General features: G+C 60.4%; 15 protein-coding genes and 1 tRNA gene. 8 read left to right on the top strand and 8 right to left on the bottom strand.

Annotated features, from left to right (window positions below):
* Both MOV76_RS33710 and MOV76_RS33705 read left to right on the top strand, forming a co-directional pair.
* Positions 1-389, top strand: a 389-nt coding sequence (locus tag MOV76_RS33710) for a squalene/phytoene synthase family protein (RefSeq protein WP_247266152.1), incomplete at its 5' end; no start/stop codon positions are given.
* A gap of 71 nt (positions 390-460) precedes the next feature.
* Positions 461-928 (top strand): hypothetical protein, encoded by a 468-nt coding sequence (locus MOV76_RS33705; protein WP_247266151.1) that lies wholly within the window; start codon positions 461-463, stop codon positions 926-928.
* Between the two features lie 103 nt (positions 929-1031).
* Here the strand turns inward: MOV76_RS33705 and trmFO are convergent, their stop codons facing one another.
* From trmFO to MOV76_RS33690, 3 genes are all read right to left on the bottom strand, one after another.
* Positions 1032-2465 (bottom strand): methylenetetrahydrofolate--tRNA-(uracil(54)-C(5))-methyltransferase (FADH(2)-oxidizing) TrmFO, encoded by a 1434-nt coding sequence (gene trmFO, locus MOV76_RS33700; protein ID WP_018445614.1) that lies wholly within the window; start codon positions 2463-2465, stop codon positions 1032-1034.
* 166 nt (positions 2466-2631) lie between these two features.
* Positions 2632-2775, bottom strand: a complete 144-nt coding sequence (locus tag MOV76_RS33695) for a DUF1127 domain-containing protein (RefSeq protein WP_003573524.1) — start codon at positions 2773-2775, stop codon at positions 2632-2634.
* Between the two features lie 294 nt (positions 2776-3069).
* The gene (locus MOV76_RS33690; protein WP_010067591.1) at positions 3070-3216 is read right to left on the bottom strand and encodes a DUF1127 domain-containing protein; all 147 of its coding nucleotides are present in this window, start codon (positions 3214-3216) and stop codon (positions 3070-3072) included.
* A gap of 872 nt (positions 3217-4088) precedes the next feature.
* Here MOV76_RS33690 and MOV76_RS33685 point away from each other — a divergent pair.
* The 5 genes from MOV76_RS33685 (at position 4089) to MOV76_RS33665 (ending at position 8397) form a co-directional block, all read left to right on the top strand.
* A complete protein-coding gene (locus MOV76_RS33685; protein WP_018445612.1) occupies positions 4089-5192 on the top strand; it encodes a DUF2157 domain-containing protein in 1104 nt (367 codons plus the stop codon).
* Positions 5189-5779, top strand: a complete 591-nt coding sequence (locus tag MOV76_RS33680; RefSeq protein ID WP_018241810.1) for a GDYXXLXY domain-containing protein — start codon at positions 5189-5191, stop codon at positions 5777-5779. The genes MOV76_RS33685 and MOV76_RS33680 overlap by 4 nt, the downstream gene beginning before the upstream one ends.
* Positions 5780-5932: 153 nt before the next feature.
* Positions 5933-6017 (top strand) — tRNA-Leu (locus MOV76_RS33675).
* 200 nt (positions 6018-6217) lie between these two features.
* Positions 6218-7702, top strand: coding sequence for a trigger factor (gene tig / locus MOV76_RS33670; RefSeq protein WP_018241811.1), 1485 nt, complete (start codon positions 6218-6220; stop codon positions 7700-7702).
* A 272-nt stretch (positions 7703-7974) separates the two neighbouring features.
* Positions 7975-8397, top strand: a complete 423-nt coding sequence (locus tag MOV76_RS33665; protein ID WP_247266150.1) for a nuclear transport factor 2 family protein — start codon at positions 7975-7977, stop codon at positions 8395-8397.
* A gap of 135 nt (positions 8398-8532) precedes the next feature.
* Here MOV76_RS33665 and MOV76_RS33660 read toward each other — a convergent pair whose 3' ends face one another.
* The 5 genes from MOV76_RS33660 to map form a co-directional block, all read right to left on the bottom strand.
* Complete coding sequence (locus tag MOV76_RS33660) at positions 8533-10302, bottom strand: radical SAM protein (RefSeq protein WP_247266149.1); 1770 nt, start codon at positions 10300-10302, stop codon at positions 8533-8535.
* Between the two features lie 159 nt (positions 10303-10461).
* The gene (locus tag MOV76_RS33655; RefSeq protein WP_247266148.1) at positions 10462-11265 is read right to left on the bottom strand and encodes an endonuclease/exonuclease/phosphatase family protein; all 804 of its coding nucleotides are present in this window, start codon (positions 11263-11265) and stop codon (positions 10462-10464) included.
* A 34-nt stretch (positions 11266-11299) separates the two neighbouring features.
* Positions 11300-12706: a Si-specific NAD(P)(+) transhydrogenase gene (gene sthA / locus MOV76_RS33650; protein WP_026188372.1), complete on the bottom strand. Its 1407-nt coding sequence runs from the start codon at positions 12704-12706 to the stop codon at positions 11300-11302.
* A gap of 118 nt (positions 12707-12824) precedes the next feature.
* A complete protein-coding gene (gene radC, locus MOV76_RS33645; protein ID WP_026230553.1) occupies positions 12825-13652 on the bottom strand; it encodes a RadC family protein in 828 nt (275 codons plus the stop codon).
* A gap of 7 nt (positions 13653-13659) precedes the next feature.
* On the bottom strand, positions 13660-14496 hold the full coding sequence (gene map / locus MOV76_RS33640) for a type I methionyl aminopeptidase (RefSeq protein WP_018241817.1): 837 nt from the start codon (positions 14494-14496) through the stop codon (positions 13660-13662).
* 248 nt (positions 14497-14744) lie between these two features.
* On the opposite strand from map, the gene MOV76_RS33635 reads away from it, so the two are divergent.
* The coding region (locus MOV76_RS33635) for a TetR/AcrR family transcriptional regulator (RefSeq protein ID WP_247266147.1) at positions 14745-15249 on the top strand (505 nt) is incomplete at its 3' end.

Genomic DNA, 15249 nt, shown 5'->3' with positions numbered 1-15249 from the left:
CCGGCCATGCCGGCGTCGCCCAAGCGGTCGCCGGGCTGTTGCTGCTGATGCCGCTGCATCGCCGCCGTGGCCAGATCTATATTCCGCTGCAGATCCTGTCCGCCGCCGGTCTCGACCGCGATGCCTTCCTCGCCGGCGAAGACCGGCCGCGCATTTCTGCCGCCATCGAGGCCTTCGCCGGCCTCGGTCGCGAACATCTGGCAAAGGCGAGGGCGGCGGGGCCGATTGCGCTGGCTGTCTTTCCAGCCTTTCTGCCGGCGACGATTGCCGAACCGGTGCTCATCACGGCGCAGAAACGGGGCGCCTTGCTGTTTGACCGGCCGCTGCAGCCGCCGCAATGGCGCCGCCAGCTGCGGATGGGGCTGGCTGCCGCACGCCGAAAAATCTGATATCGGTCAAATTCGCGCAAGTCTCGCGCGCTACAAGGCTTCCACCGCTACCCTTTGAACGGAGACTCGGCGTGGGCATTATCGTCTGGTGCGTCCTTTTCGCCATCGTCATTTTCATTGCTTTCGTGGCAACGCGCATGGCCGCGCAGAACAAGGAAGACGGCCTGCATGACACGGGCCTCGCCATCATCGAGTTCGGCCGCGCCTTTCCGAACGAGGCGATCCGTCAGCTGCAGACGACGGAAAATGGTCAGGCCGTCTTCGTGCGCCTGCACGACAACAAGGCGGGCTTCATGCGCAACATGTCGCGCCATTTCGCCTGCCATCTGATCGAGCCAGGTCGGGTGCGTGTCGTGGGATCGGAGACGGGCCGGGGACTGGTGATCGACTTCCTCGATGCACCCTATCACAACGGCGATTTCGAATTCGCTTCCGCCAAGGAAGCCTCGGAGGTTTCGCTCTGGCTGCTCGGCAATTATATCGCCGAGCCGGATAAGGACCTGCCGCCCGGCAATATTTCGGCCGCGACCCAGCAGTAATGCAGGTCGCCCAAAAGTGTGCAGCGCTTTTGGGCGACATGCATAAAAGCAAAGACTTCACGCGGGTCGCACGAGCCGGGTCCGATGCACTTGAAAACGCCGGTCAGGCGCTTTCGGCAAGCGTCGATTCTTGACCGAGCCAGGTCGCGCAGTCGGCAAGAGCACGCCGCGCGATCAGCTGCCGCTTCATGATCGTCTTGTCCTTGCCGCGGAAGCGCTTGACGCCTTCAGGTTTGACGATCGAGCCCGGCTGGAGCTCCGGAAACAGCCCGAAATTGATGTTCATCGGCTGGAACGATCGTTTGCCCGGCTCCTCGTCGGTGACGATGTGCCCACCGGTGATGTGGCCGAGCAGCGCGCCGAGCGCCGTCGTCGCCGGCGGTAGCGAGATCGCCTCGCCCTTGCGTTCGGCGGCGGCGAAACGCCCGGCCATCAGCCCGACGCTGGCGCTTTCCACATAACCCTCACAGCCGGTGATCTGGCCGGCAAAACGCAGGCCGGGCCGCGATTTTAGCGTCAGTGACCGGTCGAGCAGGGTTGGGGAGTTGATATAGGTATTGCGGTGCAGGCCGCCGAGACGGGCAAATTCCGCATTTTCCAGACCCGGGATCATCCGGAAAATGTCCGCCTGCGCGCCATATTTCAGCTTCGTCTGGAAGCCGACCATGTTGTAGAGCGTGCCGAGTGCATTGTCCTGCCGCAGCTGCACGACGGCATAGGCCTTGACTGTCGGGTTATGCGCGTTCGTCAGCCCCATCGGCTTCATCGGTCCGTGGCGCAGTGTCTCGCGGCCGCGTTCAGCCATCACCTCGATCGGCAGGCAGCCGTCGAAATAAGGCGTGCCCTCCCATTCCTTGAAACCGACCGTGTCGCCTGATATCAGCGCGTCGACGAAGGCATTGTACTGCGCCTCGTCCATCGGGCAGTTGATATAATCCTTGCCGGTGCCGCCAGGCCCGACCTTGTCGTAGCGCGACTGATACCAGCAGATATCCATGTCGATGCTCTCGCGGTAGACGATCGGCGCGATGGCGTCGAAGAAGGCGAGCGAATCCTCGCCGGTTTCTGCCTGGATGGCGCTCGCGAGCGACGGCGCCGTCAGCGGTCCGGTGGCAACGATGGCAAGATCCCAGTCACTGGGCGGCAGGCCGGTGATCTCTTCACGCACGACGGTGATGAGCGGGTGGTCATGGACCGCCTTGGTCACCGCCTCGGAGAAGCCGTCACGATCGACGGCGAGCGCACCGCCGGCCGGTACCTGGCACCGATCGGCAGCGGCCATGATCAGCGAGCCCGCCATGCGCATCTCTGCATGGATGACGCCAACGGCATTGCTGGTCGCATCGTCGGAACGGAAGGAATTGGAACAGACAAGTTCGGCCAGGCCGTCGGTCTTATGCGCATCCGTGCCACGCACCCCCCGCATTTCATGCAGGATGACCGGAACGCCGGAACTGGCAATCTGCCAGGCGGCTTCCGAACCGGCAAGCCCGCCGCCGACGACGTGGATGGGGGAATAGGAGGAGATCGTGTTCATCCTGGGCTGATACCATGTCGGCAGGTGCGATCCAACACCCGGGAATCAAAAACGGCGCCTTCGTGGCCCAGCATCCCGGAATCAAAAACGGCGCCTTCGTGGCCCAGTACCCCGGAATCAAAAACGGCGCCTTCGTGGCGCCGTCTTGGAAGCATCGTACTCGCTATTAGCGGAACGAGCGGGATGCAATATTGCGGATGTCGTAGCGGCTGACGCCGATATCGGACAGGGTCTGGTTGGAAAGGCCGCCGAGTTCGTTGAGCGTACGACGGTAGCTGAGCCAGCTTTTTGCAATGCGGATCGGGTTCATTGTCTTCTTCCTATGTCCGCGGGACGGCGGGATCGCCTGTCTCTCTGCGGTTGATGTTTATATAGGCGAGAACCGTCCGATTGTGCAGTGCAAATAAAAGGCGTCTGCCATGCAATTGTGCAATGTGATGCTCGACAATTAGGCGGTGAATATTTTTTGAGCGGGCTAATCAAGCGGAAAAACATGCAACCGCCGCGGCCACCACGTGCAGACAAAAGAAAACGCCCGCTGTGGGTACAGCGGGCGTTTCGATCGAGAGCAATCGTGCTTGGGAGGAGCGGCGATCGCCTTGAATTAGCGGGAAGAAGCCTCTCGGGCAACGCGATGGATGTCCGAACGGTCGATGCCGAGATCGTGCAATTCGCGGTTGGTCATGCGGCCGAGTTCCGTGACGGTCTGACGATACTTGCGCCAGTTATTGAAAGAGCGAGAGAAGTTCATGTTAAGCCCCTTTCCGAGGGTTTCATCTGCCAGCAGCCACCGATCGGCGCTGACCTCTATTTGATGACCGGAATATATGTTGCGGCGCGAAAGACTAAAACAGCCAAGTTTTCAGATCACCCATGCAAATGATGCAATGCTCAAAGGGTATTTGACGCAGACTTACCGTTTTTTGGTCAACGAATAGGCAGAATGACTTTTAGGAGAGCAGGTCGATTTGGAGGGGCGAATGGGGTGCCGCAGCGGAAAACGCCGCTCCCTCCGCCAGTTCCGCCCGTCCTTCTGCAACAAAGAGGCGTTCCGCTTCGGATCGGAAGTCGCGCATCTGTTCACGGGGTTGGTGGGGCGGTGTGACGCAATGTGGCATTGACGGCGTCACACGACGAAAATCCTTCAACCATCAATGCTTTAATAAAGCTTTGGCTCAACAAAAACGCCCGCCGGGGGAGGATCCGGCGGGCGTGTGATGGTGACTGACAACTGGGAGGAGGAGTGTTGCCAGTCTATCGCAGCGCGCTGGGAGGAGGAGTGCGCAGCTGCGAATCTCGTCACGGACAAAGCATCCGCGGGCATCCGGCTGGAGCCGGGCCGGGGCGCCATCCCCGCGCTTCGATGTTCTGATCAATAGTATGACTAATGAGTATTGTGCAGTGCAATAAATTCATGGGGGATATGCAAGGATCGCATGCCTCTCCGACCATAAGCTTATATTAGCGCTTCTGCCGTTAGCGGCCGGTTAACACTCGATACTATTTAGACCAATGAGGAACTTGTATGTTTGTCGCAACAGCGTTTGCGAACGCCCGTGCTGCGTCTATAACGGCGTGAGCCGCAGCGCCGCAGTCGACGTTCCGGAAATCAAGGGGTTGAGCATGTATCGCGGCAGATTGGAGCGGGATCTCTCGCTTTGGGTGGGCAAGGGCCTGCTCGGGCAGGAAACGGCAGGTGCGCTTCTCGCCGAATATGACAGCCGCCCTGCAAGCTTCAGCCTCGGCAGGGTGCTGATGGCGCTGGCGGCGGTACTGCTTGCCGCTGCCATCCTGTTGGTCGTCGCCTCCAACTGGGAAGCTATCCCGCGCCTTGTCCGCGTCGGCGGCATCCTCGCCCTGATCTGGTTGGTGCATATCGCCGCTGCCCGGATGCTTGCCCGCGGCGCGACAGCGGCCGCAGGTGGCTTGCTGGTCATCGGCGCTATGAGTTTCGGCGGCGCCATCTCGCTGGTCGGGCAGATGTATCACCTCTCCGGCGACGAGCAGACGGTGATGTATCTCTGGTTCGCGATCGCGACGATCTCGGCGATCCTGTTCCGTTCGGGTGCCGTGGCAGTCGTCGCGGGCTTCCTCTCCTGGGCGTCCTTCGCCGTCTATCTTGAGAACAACGACACACATTGGATAGGCTTCGATCCCTGGATGGCGCCTCTCATGGCGGTGATCGTCATCGGGCTGGTGCGGTATACCGGCGCCGAGCGGGCTCGCCATCTGGCCTATCTGCTGCTGATCGGCTGGCTGGCCTGGCTCTATACTCTTTATGAGGAGATCGCCGTGGCGCTAGCCTTCGCGATCGGCGGAATGGCGGCCTTTGTCCTGACGGCGGTGCCGCTCCCGCGTATCGCCTCCTTGATCAGGAGCGCCGGTGCGGCTCCGGCCTTCTACAGCTTCCTTGTCGCTGTAATCGGCTTCCTGCTGCTGCATATCGAGATCGAGGATGGCTGGCGGCTGGTGGTGCTAGGAGTGGCGACGCTTGCCGCTTCCGTGCTGGCGATCGCCCTGCACGGCAGGGATAACGGCGCGGTGCGATATCTCGCCTATGCGACCTTTGCCGCCGAGATGCTTTATCTCGCCTCCGTCACCGTCGGCTCCATCCTCGGCACGTCGAGCCTCTTCCTTTTCTCCGGTCTCGTGGTCGCGCTGGTCGCCTGGATGGTCATCCGTCTCGAACGGCGTTTTTCGGCGAATGCCCAGGGGGAGCGCGCATGAGCTCGTTCATGGCAAAGCTGCAATCCGGCAAGGGCTATCTGCTTTCGGCCATCATCGTCGCCGGTCTGCAGACCCTTATCCTCGGCACGATCATCCAGAGCCGGGCGTCGATCCTCAGCAACGGCGCCGAGGTGCTGTTGAAGACGGCGCCCGTCGATCCGCGCGATTTCTTGCGCGGCGATTATGTCGTCTTGAACTACGACATTTCCTCAGTGCCGGTTCAGACGGTTTCCGGCGGGATTCCGGCCGAGGTTGGCGAACGGGTGTTATGGGTTCGGTTGAAGAAGCAGGAGGACGGTTTCTGGACAGTCACCGAATCGTCCTTCCACGAGCTGCCTCCGCAGCCGGAGACGGTGATCCTGCGCAGCCTGCCATTTTATAGTGGCGCACTTGCCGCCGGGGACAATATGCGTGTCGAATACGGCATCGAGCGCTACTACGTTCCTGAAGGCAAGGGCAAGCCGATCGAGGAGGCCCGCAACGACGGCAATGTCGCAATATCGGTGCGTGTCTCGGCTGATGGAAGCGCGCAAATCCGCAGCCTTCTCGTTGACGGCAAGGCGGTTTACGACGAGCCGCTTTACTGATCCGACGGCACTTCGGAGGAGGGCGGCAGCAGGGCCGCAGGTCCCCTGTCATTTGCCGTTCATTTTTCCTTTGCCTCGACCAAATCGGGTGATATAGAGACGCCGCGCTCCGGAAGGCCTCATGCGCAGGCATAGGCATGCGGTTTTGTGAACGCGGGTATGGTGAAATTGGTAGACACGCCAGATTTAGGTTCTGGTGCCGCAAGGCGTGGGAGTTCAAGTCTCTCTACCCGCACCAAGCTGTTTGCAGGCGGGAGACTGAAATCGGTTGGCTTAGGGCAGCCGAGAGTTGTCCCGAACACCCCGCGAGTGCCGTTCCCCTTTGGGCGGAATGATACAGGAATTGGGAAAAGCCACGCGCGGCAGGATCGCCGGCGTCGTGCTCATCGAAACGAACGGCGTCTGGGCACGGCCGCCACGAAATGAAGGTAGGAAGACATGCAGGTTATCGAAACGCTCGCTGAAGGGCTGAAGCGCGAAATCAAGGTCGTTATCCCGGCCAAGGACATGCAAGACAAGATGAATGAGCGTCTTGCCGATGTGAAGGACAAGGTTCGCATCAACGGCTTCCGTCCGGGCAAGGTACCCGCTGCTCACCTGAAGAAGGTCTACGGCAAGTCGATCATGGCCGACCTCGTCAACGAGATCGTCCGCGAGCAGCCGGCCGCCATCCTGTCCAGCCGCGGTGAGAAGTCGGCCACGCAGCCGGAAATCGCCATGACGGAAGACAAGGACGAAGCCGACAAGATCCTCGCTGCCGAGCAGGATTTCGAATTCACGCTCTCCTATGAAGTTCTGCCGCCGATCGAACTGAAGTCGGTCAAGGGCATCAAGGTCACGCGCGAAGTCATCGACATCTCGGACGACGAAGTCAACGAGCAGGTCCTGAAGGTCGCCGAAAGCGCCCGCGCCTACGAGACCAAGACCGGCAAGGCCGCGAACGGCGACCGCATCACCATGGATTATGTCGGCAAGGTCGACGGCGAAGCCTTCGAAGGCGGCACCGACCAGGGCGCCGAACTGGTGCTCGGGTCCGGCCGCTTCATTCCGGGCTTCGAAGACCAGCTCGTCGGCGTCAAGGCCGGCGTTGAGAAGACCATCACCGTGACCTTCCCGGCCGACTACCCGGCCAAAAACCTCGCCGGCAAGGAAGCGACCTTCGACGTGTCAGTCAAGGAAGTCGCAGCACCTGCCGATGTCGAGATCAACGACGAACTCGCCTCCAAGCTCGGCATCGAATCGGCCGATCGCCTGAAGGAAATCGTCCGTGGCCAGATCGAATCGCAGTACGGCTCGCTGACCCGCCAGAAGCTGAAGCGTCAGATCCTCGACCAGCTCGACGAGATGTACAAGTTCGAGACTCCGAACTCGCTCGTCGACGCCGAATATAACGGCATCTGGAGCCAGGTGAACAACGACCTCGCCCAGTCCGGCAAGACCTTCGAGGACGAAGACACGACTGAGGAGAAGGCTCGCGAGGAATACAAGACGCTCGCCGAGCGCCGCGTTCGCCTCGGCCTCGTTCTCTCCGAAATCGGCGAAAAGGCCGGCGTCGAGGTCAGCGAAGACGAGATGCAGCGCGCCATTTACGATCAGCTGCGCCAGTATCCGGGCCAGGAAAAGCAGATCCTCGAATTCTTCCGCAGCCAGCCGGGTGCCGCCGCGTCGATCCGCGCGCCGATCTTCGAAGAGAAGGTCATCGATCACTTGCTGACCGAAATCGACGTCACCGACAAGAAGGTGACGAAGGAAGAGCTGCTCGCCGAGGAAGAAGGCGAGGCGAAGGCCGAGACCAAGAAGGCCGCGCCGAAGAAAAAGGCTGCCGCCAAGGCAGAAGCAGCTGACGCCGGTGAAGGCGAAGAAGCCGCACCGAAGAAGAAGGCTGCTCCGAAGAAGAAGGCGGCTGACGAAAGCGCCGAATAATCGCTTTTCAGTCCTACAGCGCCGCGCGTCATTTTAGACGCGCAAAGGACGCTGTAACACTTTGAATTGCCGCATCCTGAAATCGGATTCCGATTTAAGGAATCATGCAGTAAAGTTTGGAAGGCCTCGCCATCGTGCGGGGCCTTTTTCTATTATACAGGGCAGTTTCATTCTCGTCGCCTACTCCATTGTGTTTATTCACTGTGAACAACAAAGGGTTGCATTTAAGTATAATTAGATGCAGATTTCGCTGATGGTGGAGGGACCTGAAAATGACTGCAAAGCATGACATGAAGAAGCTCGTGGAAGAAATTTATGCTGTGCGTGACCGCGGCGATGTCGAAGCTACGCTGGCGCTGATCGGCGGGGATTGCACCTTTCGCATGGTCGGCAATACACGGATGGCGCCTTTTTCGACTGAATCAAGCGGGCATGCTTTTCGCCAAGCGATAACCCAGCTCATCACAGTGTGGGATCTATCGAATATCAGGACAGCCGGCATCTATGTGGACGAAGATGAGCAAATGGTCTTTGCCCATCGCGAAGGCGAGGTCAGGCATATCCCATCGGGCGTGAGCTTCCATACGGAATTCGTCGACAAGATCCATTTCCGAGATGGGAAACCCGTCAAGATCGTCGAATTCGTCGACACGCTGCAAGTGGCCGAGACGACCCAGATGATCCAAGTCGCTTAAACGGCCACTAAATTCGGAGCCTTCAAAGCGCGTTGTCAAACTTGATTCAAGCGACGCGCTTTATCGACATGCATTGGCTTAGAGTTTGATGCCGCCCATGTTTTTGGGCGTCATCCGGCGTTCAAGAATTACCGCTCAATGCGCTGTCAGTTGCGCGACTTTCCTGACATGGCTGACGGCTGCGGCGCCGCCGGCGGTCTGTGTGAAGAGGTGGAGCGTTTCTTCTTCGTCGTCGGCAACAGGCGTCAGGGCCTGATCCATATAGGTCTTCGACTTCGCATCCCTTGAAATCAGGAATGCCGAAATCGTCAAGCCAATGATCGTGCCGGCGAGCGAAGCATGTTTTCTGAAGGTTTCCCAGGCAAAACGCGGCCAGAAGACCAGCGGATTCTCACGCGGCAGGTCCGGGCGCCGCTCCGACGGGGTCTTCAGGCGCAGCAGGCCGCTTTGCAGCGGATGCACGTTTTCTAGCGGCACGGTGGTCGCGAAGGAGACGAGAACCTTGACGAGCCTTGCGAGCGGTACCCCCGTCGCCACGGCACGGCGCAGCAGCGTCTTCATATGATCAGGCGAATAATAGAGCGACCAGGCCTCGTGGTAGATGTCTTCCCATTCCTGCTTGCTCATTTTGGGATGCGCGGTGCAGACGTGCTCGACATCATAGATATTGAGATCGGCATCCATCTCGATGCCCTTCTTCCACAGGACCTGATGGTCCTCGGAACCGGGCAGCGGCGTCAGGATGAAGAATTCGATGACGTCGAGCGGCAGCTCTTCCTGGATGATCGTGATGTCGCGGCGGATCGATTCCGGCGTATCGGCCGGGAAGCCCAAGATATAACCGGCAAGCGTCATGATGCCCTGTGCCTTCCAGGCGAGCAGCATCTTGCGGTATTCAGTGATCTTGTTCTGGTTCTTCTTGGCGGCGGTCAGATTGTCCGGATTGACGTTTTCGAGGCCGATGAAGACGCGGGTGACACCGGCGCGCCTGGATTTCTCGATGAAGTTAGGGATCTTGTGGCAGAGCGTGTCGACCTGGATCATCAGGCCGAGCGGAATGCCATCCCGCTCCTTGAGCTCGATCAGCCGGTCGAAGATCGCTTCCCAATCCTTGTTGCGGGCGAAATTATCGTCGGTGATGAAGAATTTGTGGATGCCCTGCGCCCAGTTCATTCGCACCAGTTTCTCGACGTCGTCGGCCGAACGGAAGCGTGACTTGCGTCCCTGCACATTGATGATGGTGCAGAACGAGCACTGATAGGGACAGCCACGCCCGGCATCGAAGCTGGTGCTGAGCCCGAGCGTGCGCTGGATATTGTCCTTCGGCAGGAAGGGAACCGGCGTGCCGCCGATGCCCGGAAGGTCGTTCATGAAATTGTAGAGCGGCTTCAGTTCGCCGGCGGCGGCGTCGCGCAGCACCATGTCGAGCCGGCCCTCGGCCTCGCCGGCAAACATCGAGATGCCCATGTCGCGGCAGGCGTCGAGCCCGACCGCCTTGCCATCCAGCATCGACAGGCAGCCGGAAACATGAAAGCCGCCGATCGAAACCGGCAGGCCGGCATCCCGGAACGGCCGGGCGATATCGAGGGCGCGCGCATACTGGTTGGTCTGGACGCCGACGAGCGCGATCATGCCGAAATTGTCGTGGCGCTTGAACTGCGCCAGCAGTCCGGCGACATCGATCCGGGTGTTGGTTTCGTCGATCACGGTGATGTCGATCGCCGTATCGTCGCCGAGCACCTTGCGCTCGGCACATTCGGCGGCGATGCCGTAAAGAGCCGCAAGCGAATTGGAGGGGATCATCGCCCGCCACCAGCGGATGACGTAGCCGTCATCATCATAATGCGACGGCTTGATCAGGATCAGCTGAAAACGTCGGCGCGCAGCTTCTAAGACATGGGACAAGAGTATCTATCTTTCTTTAGAAGCTTTTGCCCGAAGGCAAAATGGCGTTGAAGGCATATAGCAGGCACGACACATCAATGCGATTTAGGAGGTCAAACTAAGGCGTAAAAAACGGCACGGCGCGCAAACGCTCCGTGAAGTGTATCATTCCTCAATATACTACCCGATATCGAGCAGCAATGCGCGATGGTCGGAGACTTCGGGTGCCACGACCACTTCGAATTTGGCAACCTTCACCTCCGGTGTCACCAGCATGTAGTCGGCAAAGCGGCCCTGCTTCAGATAGTAGGAGGTTCGCGTGTCTACAAGGCCGTATCCGGTGACGAGATCGGAAAGCCCGAGTCTGGCAAGAATCGTAAAGGTCGCGCTGTCGGGCAGCACGTTGAAATCGCCGCAGACGACGAGCCTTTCGTCGCCGGGCCAGACGCGCTCGATGAGCCTGATCAGCGCTACGGCCTGCTCGTCGCGCGCTGCGGTATCGCCCTTGCCTGCGGGATCGCGCAGGCCATGCATGTGGGCGATAGTTATGGTTGAAGCATGCTCATGGCTGAAGAGGCGGATGCAATGGGCGTTTCGGGGCCGCGGATGTTCGCCCCAGCCATCAGCGGAAAAACGGCCATGCACGAAGTCCAGCCCCTGGGCGATGACGGAGTGGGTTTTGCGCACGAAGGTCGCCAGCCCGAATTCGGCGACAATGACGGTATCGCCATCGAAAAGCTCGCCTTTCGAGGTCGGGCAGAAGAAGCCGTCGTGGCCGGGCAGGGCGGCGCTGATCTCGGTAAAGAGATTGAAGCGCTGCGGCAACTCGACATCGCCGTCCCGATAGACCGACCAGCCGCAGCCCGTACCCGGCGCCCGCAGCACCTCCTGCAGGCACAGCACATCCGGATCGGCCTCGGTGACGTAGGTAATCAGGGCCTCATGCAGCCTGCCGCCCCATGCGTTCAGCGAAATGATGCGCAATGTCGTTCCCGGATTTGCTGTCTACGCGACGGACTTAGAGTTCCGACTTGATGTCGCCCATCCGGTTCCAGGCATCGAGCCCGGCGATCTTGTAGGCTTCGGCGAGCGTCGGGTAGTTGAAGGTGTTTTCGACGAAATATTCGACGGTCCCTTTGAGATTGAGCACCGCCTGGCCGATATGCACCAGCTCGGTGGCGCCTTCGCCGACGATATGCACGCCGAGCAGGCGGCGCGTCTTCAGCGAGAAGATCAGCTTCAAAAGCCCGGTGTCGAGGCCCATGATATGACCGCGTGACGTCTCGCGGAAGCGGGCGATGCCGCATTCATAGGGAATGCCGCGCTCCTTCATCTCTTCTTCGGTCAGGCCGCAGGTCGAAATCTCCGGCACGGCATAGATGCCGTAGGGGAAATATTTCGGCGGTTCCTTGGCGACCGCGCCGATCGCGACGCGGGCGGCGATGCGGCCCTGTTCCATCGAGGTCGAGGCAAGGCTCGGAAAGCCGACGACGTCGCCGGCGGCATAGACATTGGCAACCGATGTCTGGAAGGTTTCCGGATTGACCTTGAGACGGCCGCGGCTGTCGGCTTCGAGGCCGATGGCCTGAAGGTTCAGCGCATCGGTCGCCCCCATGCGGCCGGCGGCGAAAAGCACCATGTCGGTCGTCAGGCGCCGGCCGCTGTCGAGCGTCAGCTCGACCTTGCCATTCTCAAGCGTCTCCACCTTGTCGGCCTTCTGGCCGAGCAGCAGCTTCATGTTGCGGTCGCGCAGCTGGTAGGTAAAATCCTCGATGATTTCCTTGTCGATGAAGTCGAGCATTGTCGCCTTCGGGTCGATCACGGTGACAGCCGTGTCGAGCGCGCTGAAGATCGTCGCATATTCGATGCCGATGACGCCGGCGCCGATGACAACCATCGATCGCGGCAGGTCCTGGATGTCGAGCAGTTCGTCGCTGTCAAGCACGGTCTTGCCGTCGAAGGGTATGTAATCGGGGCGGAAAGGCTTTGTGCCGACGGCAAGCAGCACGCTGGCGCCGGTGACCTGCGTGGTCTCACCGTCATCCTTGATCACCTGCAGCGTCGACGCATCGATGAAGCTCGCCTTGCCGCGAATATGCTGCACGCGGTTGCGGGCGAACTGGTGTTCAAGCACCTCGACCTCGTGGTTGAGCGTAATCAGCAGGCGGCGGCGCAGGTCATCTGCACTGATCTCTTCCTTGACGCGGTAAGACCGGCCGTAGAAGCCGCGTTCGCGCCAGCCGGAAAGATTAAGTGCGGTCTCGCGCAGCGTCTTCGAGGGGATGGTGCCGGTGTGCACGGACACGCCGCCGACGCGCTTGCCCTGCTCGATGACAAGCACTTTCTTGCCGAGTTTTGCCGCTTGGATCGCGCCGCGGCGCCCTGCGGGACCGCTGCCCACCACAACGAGATCGTACTGAAGCATCATCAAGCCCCGGATTGGAAAGGAATCATTTTGCGACGCAAAATGTCGCCCGTCCATCGTTAGCCGGTCAATGTTACAGATTGTTTTACAGCCGCCGATTCCGCCGGACCTGTGCCTTTCAGATCAGCTTCAGCCCCTTCAGGCTGACATGGCCATCCCTGCCGATGATGACGTGGTCGTGGACGGTGATATCGAGAGCCTTGGCCGCATCGATGATCACCTTCGTCATGTCGATGTCGGCGCGCGACGGTGTCGGGTCGCCGGACGGATGGTTGTGCACCAGGATCATCGCCGTTGCCGAAAGCTCGAGCGCGCGTTTCACCACCTCGCGCGGATAGACCGGCGTGTGGTCGACCGTGCCGCGACCTTGCACCTCATCGGCGATCAGCACATTGCGCTTGTCGAGGAAGAGGATGCGGAACTGTTCGCGTGTCTCGTGCGCCATGGCGGCATGGCAATATTGGATGACCGAAGACCACGAAGACAGGACCTGCTTGCTCCTGAGCTCGCTCTTCAAGGTCCGGTGGGCGACAGTCGAGATCAGCTTCAGGTCGAGCGCCACGGCCTCGCCGACGCCCTTTACCTCGGTCAGCAGCGCCGCAGGCGCACCGAAGACGCCGGAGAGCGAGCCGAACCGCTCGATCAGCGCCTTGGCGATCGGCTTGGTGTCGCGCCGCGGGATCAGGCGAAAAAGCAGCAGCTCGAGGATTTCGTAGTCGGCAAGCGCGGTGTCGCCCAGCTCACGGAAGCGGTCACGCAACCGCTCGCGATGGCCATGATAATGTTCATGGCCGGCAAGCGAAGCGGGCAGGGCGGTCCTGGCATTTGGTGCGGACGGTTTCTGCGGTCGTCCGCCAAAGAATGAGCGTTCGTCGGCGGCAATGGGCTCTTGCGTCTCGAAAGGCAGCTCGTCGTCGGAAGATGTCGAAACGGGGCCTTTCGCCATCGAATCGTCACCCGTTGTGCGATGGCAGACCGGGGCGGTCGAGCCCACCCGGCGACAGCGTGAAGATCTCGCAGCCGTCGGAGGTGACACCGACGGTATGTTCGTACTGGGCCGACAGCGAGCGGTCGCGGGTGACCGCCGTCCAGCCGTCGGCGAGCACCTTCACATGCGGCCGACCGAGGTTGATCATCGGCTCGATGGTGAAGATCATGCCTTCGCGCAGCTCCGGCCCCTCGTTGGCGCGGCCGTAGTGCAGGATATTCGGCGAATCGTGGAACAGCCGGCCAACGCCATGGCCGCAGAAATCGCGCACCACCGAACAGCGTTCGGCTTCCGCATAGGTCTGGATCGCCTCGCCGATCGCGCCGGTGCGGGCGCCGGGCCTGACGGCGCCAATGCCGCGCATCAGTGATTCATAGGTGACCTCGAGCAGCCGCTCGGCAGCACGCTTGACGACGCCGACGGGATACATCCGACTGGAATCCCCATGCCAGCCGTCGAGCACGAAGGTGACGTCGATATTGACGATATCGCCGTCACGCAGCGGTTTGTCGTTCGGAATACCGTGGCAGACGACGTGATTGATCGAAGTGCAGGTCGATTTTGTGTAACCGCGATAATTCAGCGTCGCCGGATAGGCGCCATGATCCATGCCGAAATCGAAGACGAACCGGTCGATTTCATCAGTCAGCAGGCCGGGCTTGACGATGTCGGCAAGCGCATCGAGGCAGCGCGCGGTCAGCTGGCATGCCCTGCGCATACCCTCGAATGCTTCAGCGTCATAAAGCCGGATGGCGCCCGTATTCTTCGGGGGCGCGGTAGAGGCTTCGATATAGTTCACCATTGCAGGGCCTTAGCGGAGATTGTTAGATTTGTTCATAATGCAGCTATGCCGGGTTCGTCCATCACGATCAACCGCCAGGACGAGATTTCTAGACAGATCCGATCAGTCCAGCGTGCAGCTTTCCACATCCGTTCGACGGACAATCAACGGTCCGGCTGGAATATCCACAATCTTCCCAAAGGGATAGGATTGATTGCATGAAGCCTCCCCGCTACTCACCGATTGGTGACAGCGGGGAAGGGTCGGTCATGCTGAATGAAGCGGTAAATCTTGAAAATTCACCCGGGGTCGACGGAGAGCCGGAACGGCGCGTGCGTGATCGCGGCGCCACCGAGCGCGCAATCCTTGCCGCAGCCAAGGGCCTGCTGGCCGAGGAAGGCTTCCAGAATTTCGGCATCAATGCGGTTGCCCGCCGCGCTGGTTGCGACAAGCAGCTGATCTATCGCTACTATGGCGGCCTCGACGGCTTGGTCGAGGCGATCGGCGCCGATCTCGGCACATGGGTGAAGGATCGAATCCCGGAAGACGCCGGCGGCATGTTCCTGCTCACCTATGGCGACCTGATGGAGCGGCTGTCGCTTCTCCTCCTCGACGCCTTGAGAAACGATCCGCTGATGCGCCGCATCCTCGCCTGGGAGATTTCTGAAAACACCGAACAGGTGAGGCGGCTGTCGGAAGCGCGTTCGAAGGCGCTCGCCCTCTGGCTCGAGCGCATGCGCGGCTCGCTGGCGCCGCCGAAGGGCGTGGATGCAG

Origin of the sequence: Rhizobium sp. PRIMUS64, from assembly GCF_023006465.1 — a bacterium.
In the GTDB taxonomy this organism is placed as follows: domain Bacteria; phylum Pseudomonadota; class Alphaproteobacteria; order Rhizobiales; family Rhizobiaceae; genus Rhizobium; species Rhizobium leguminosarum.
The sequence above is the reverse complement of the archived record's forward strand: the minus strand, read 5'-3'. Positions and strand labels throughout refer to the sequence as shown.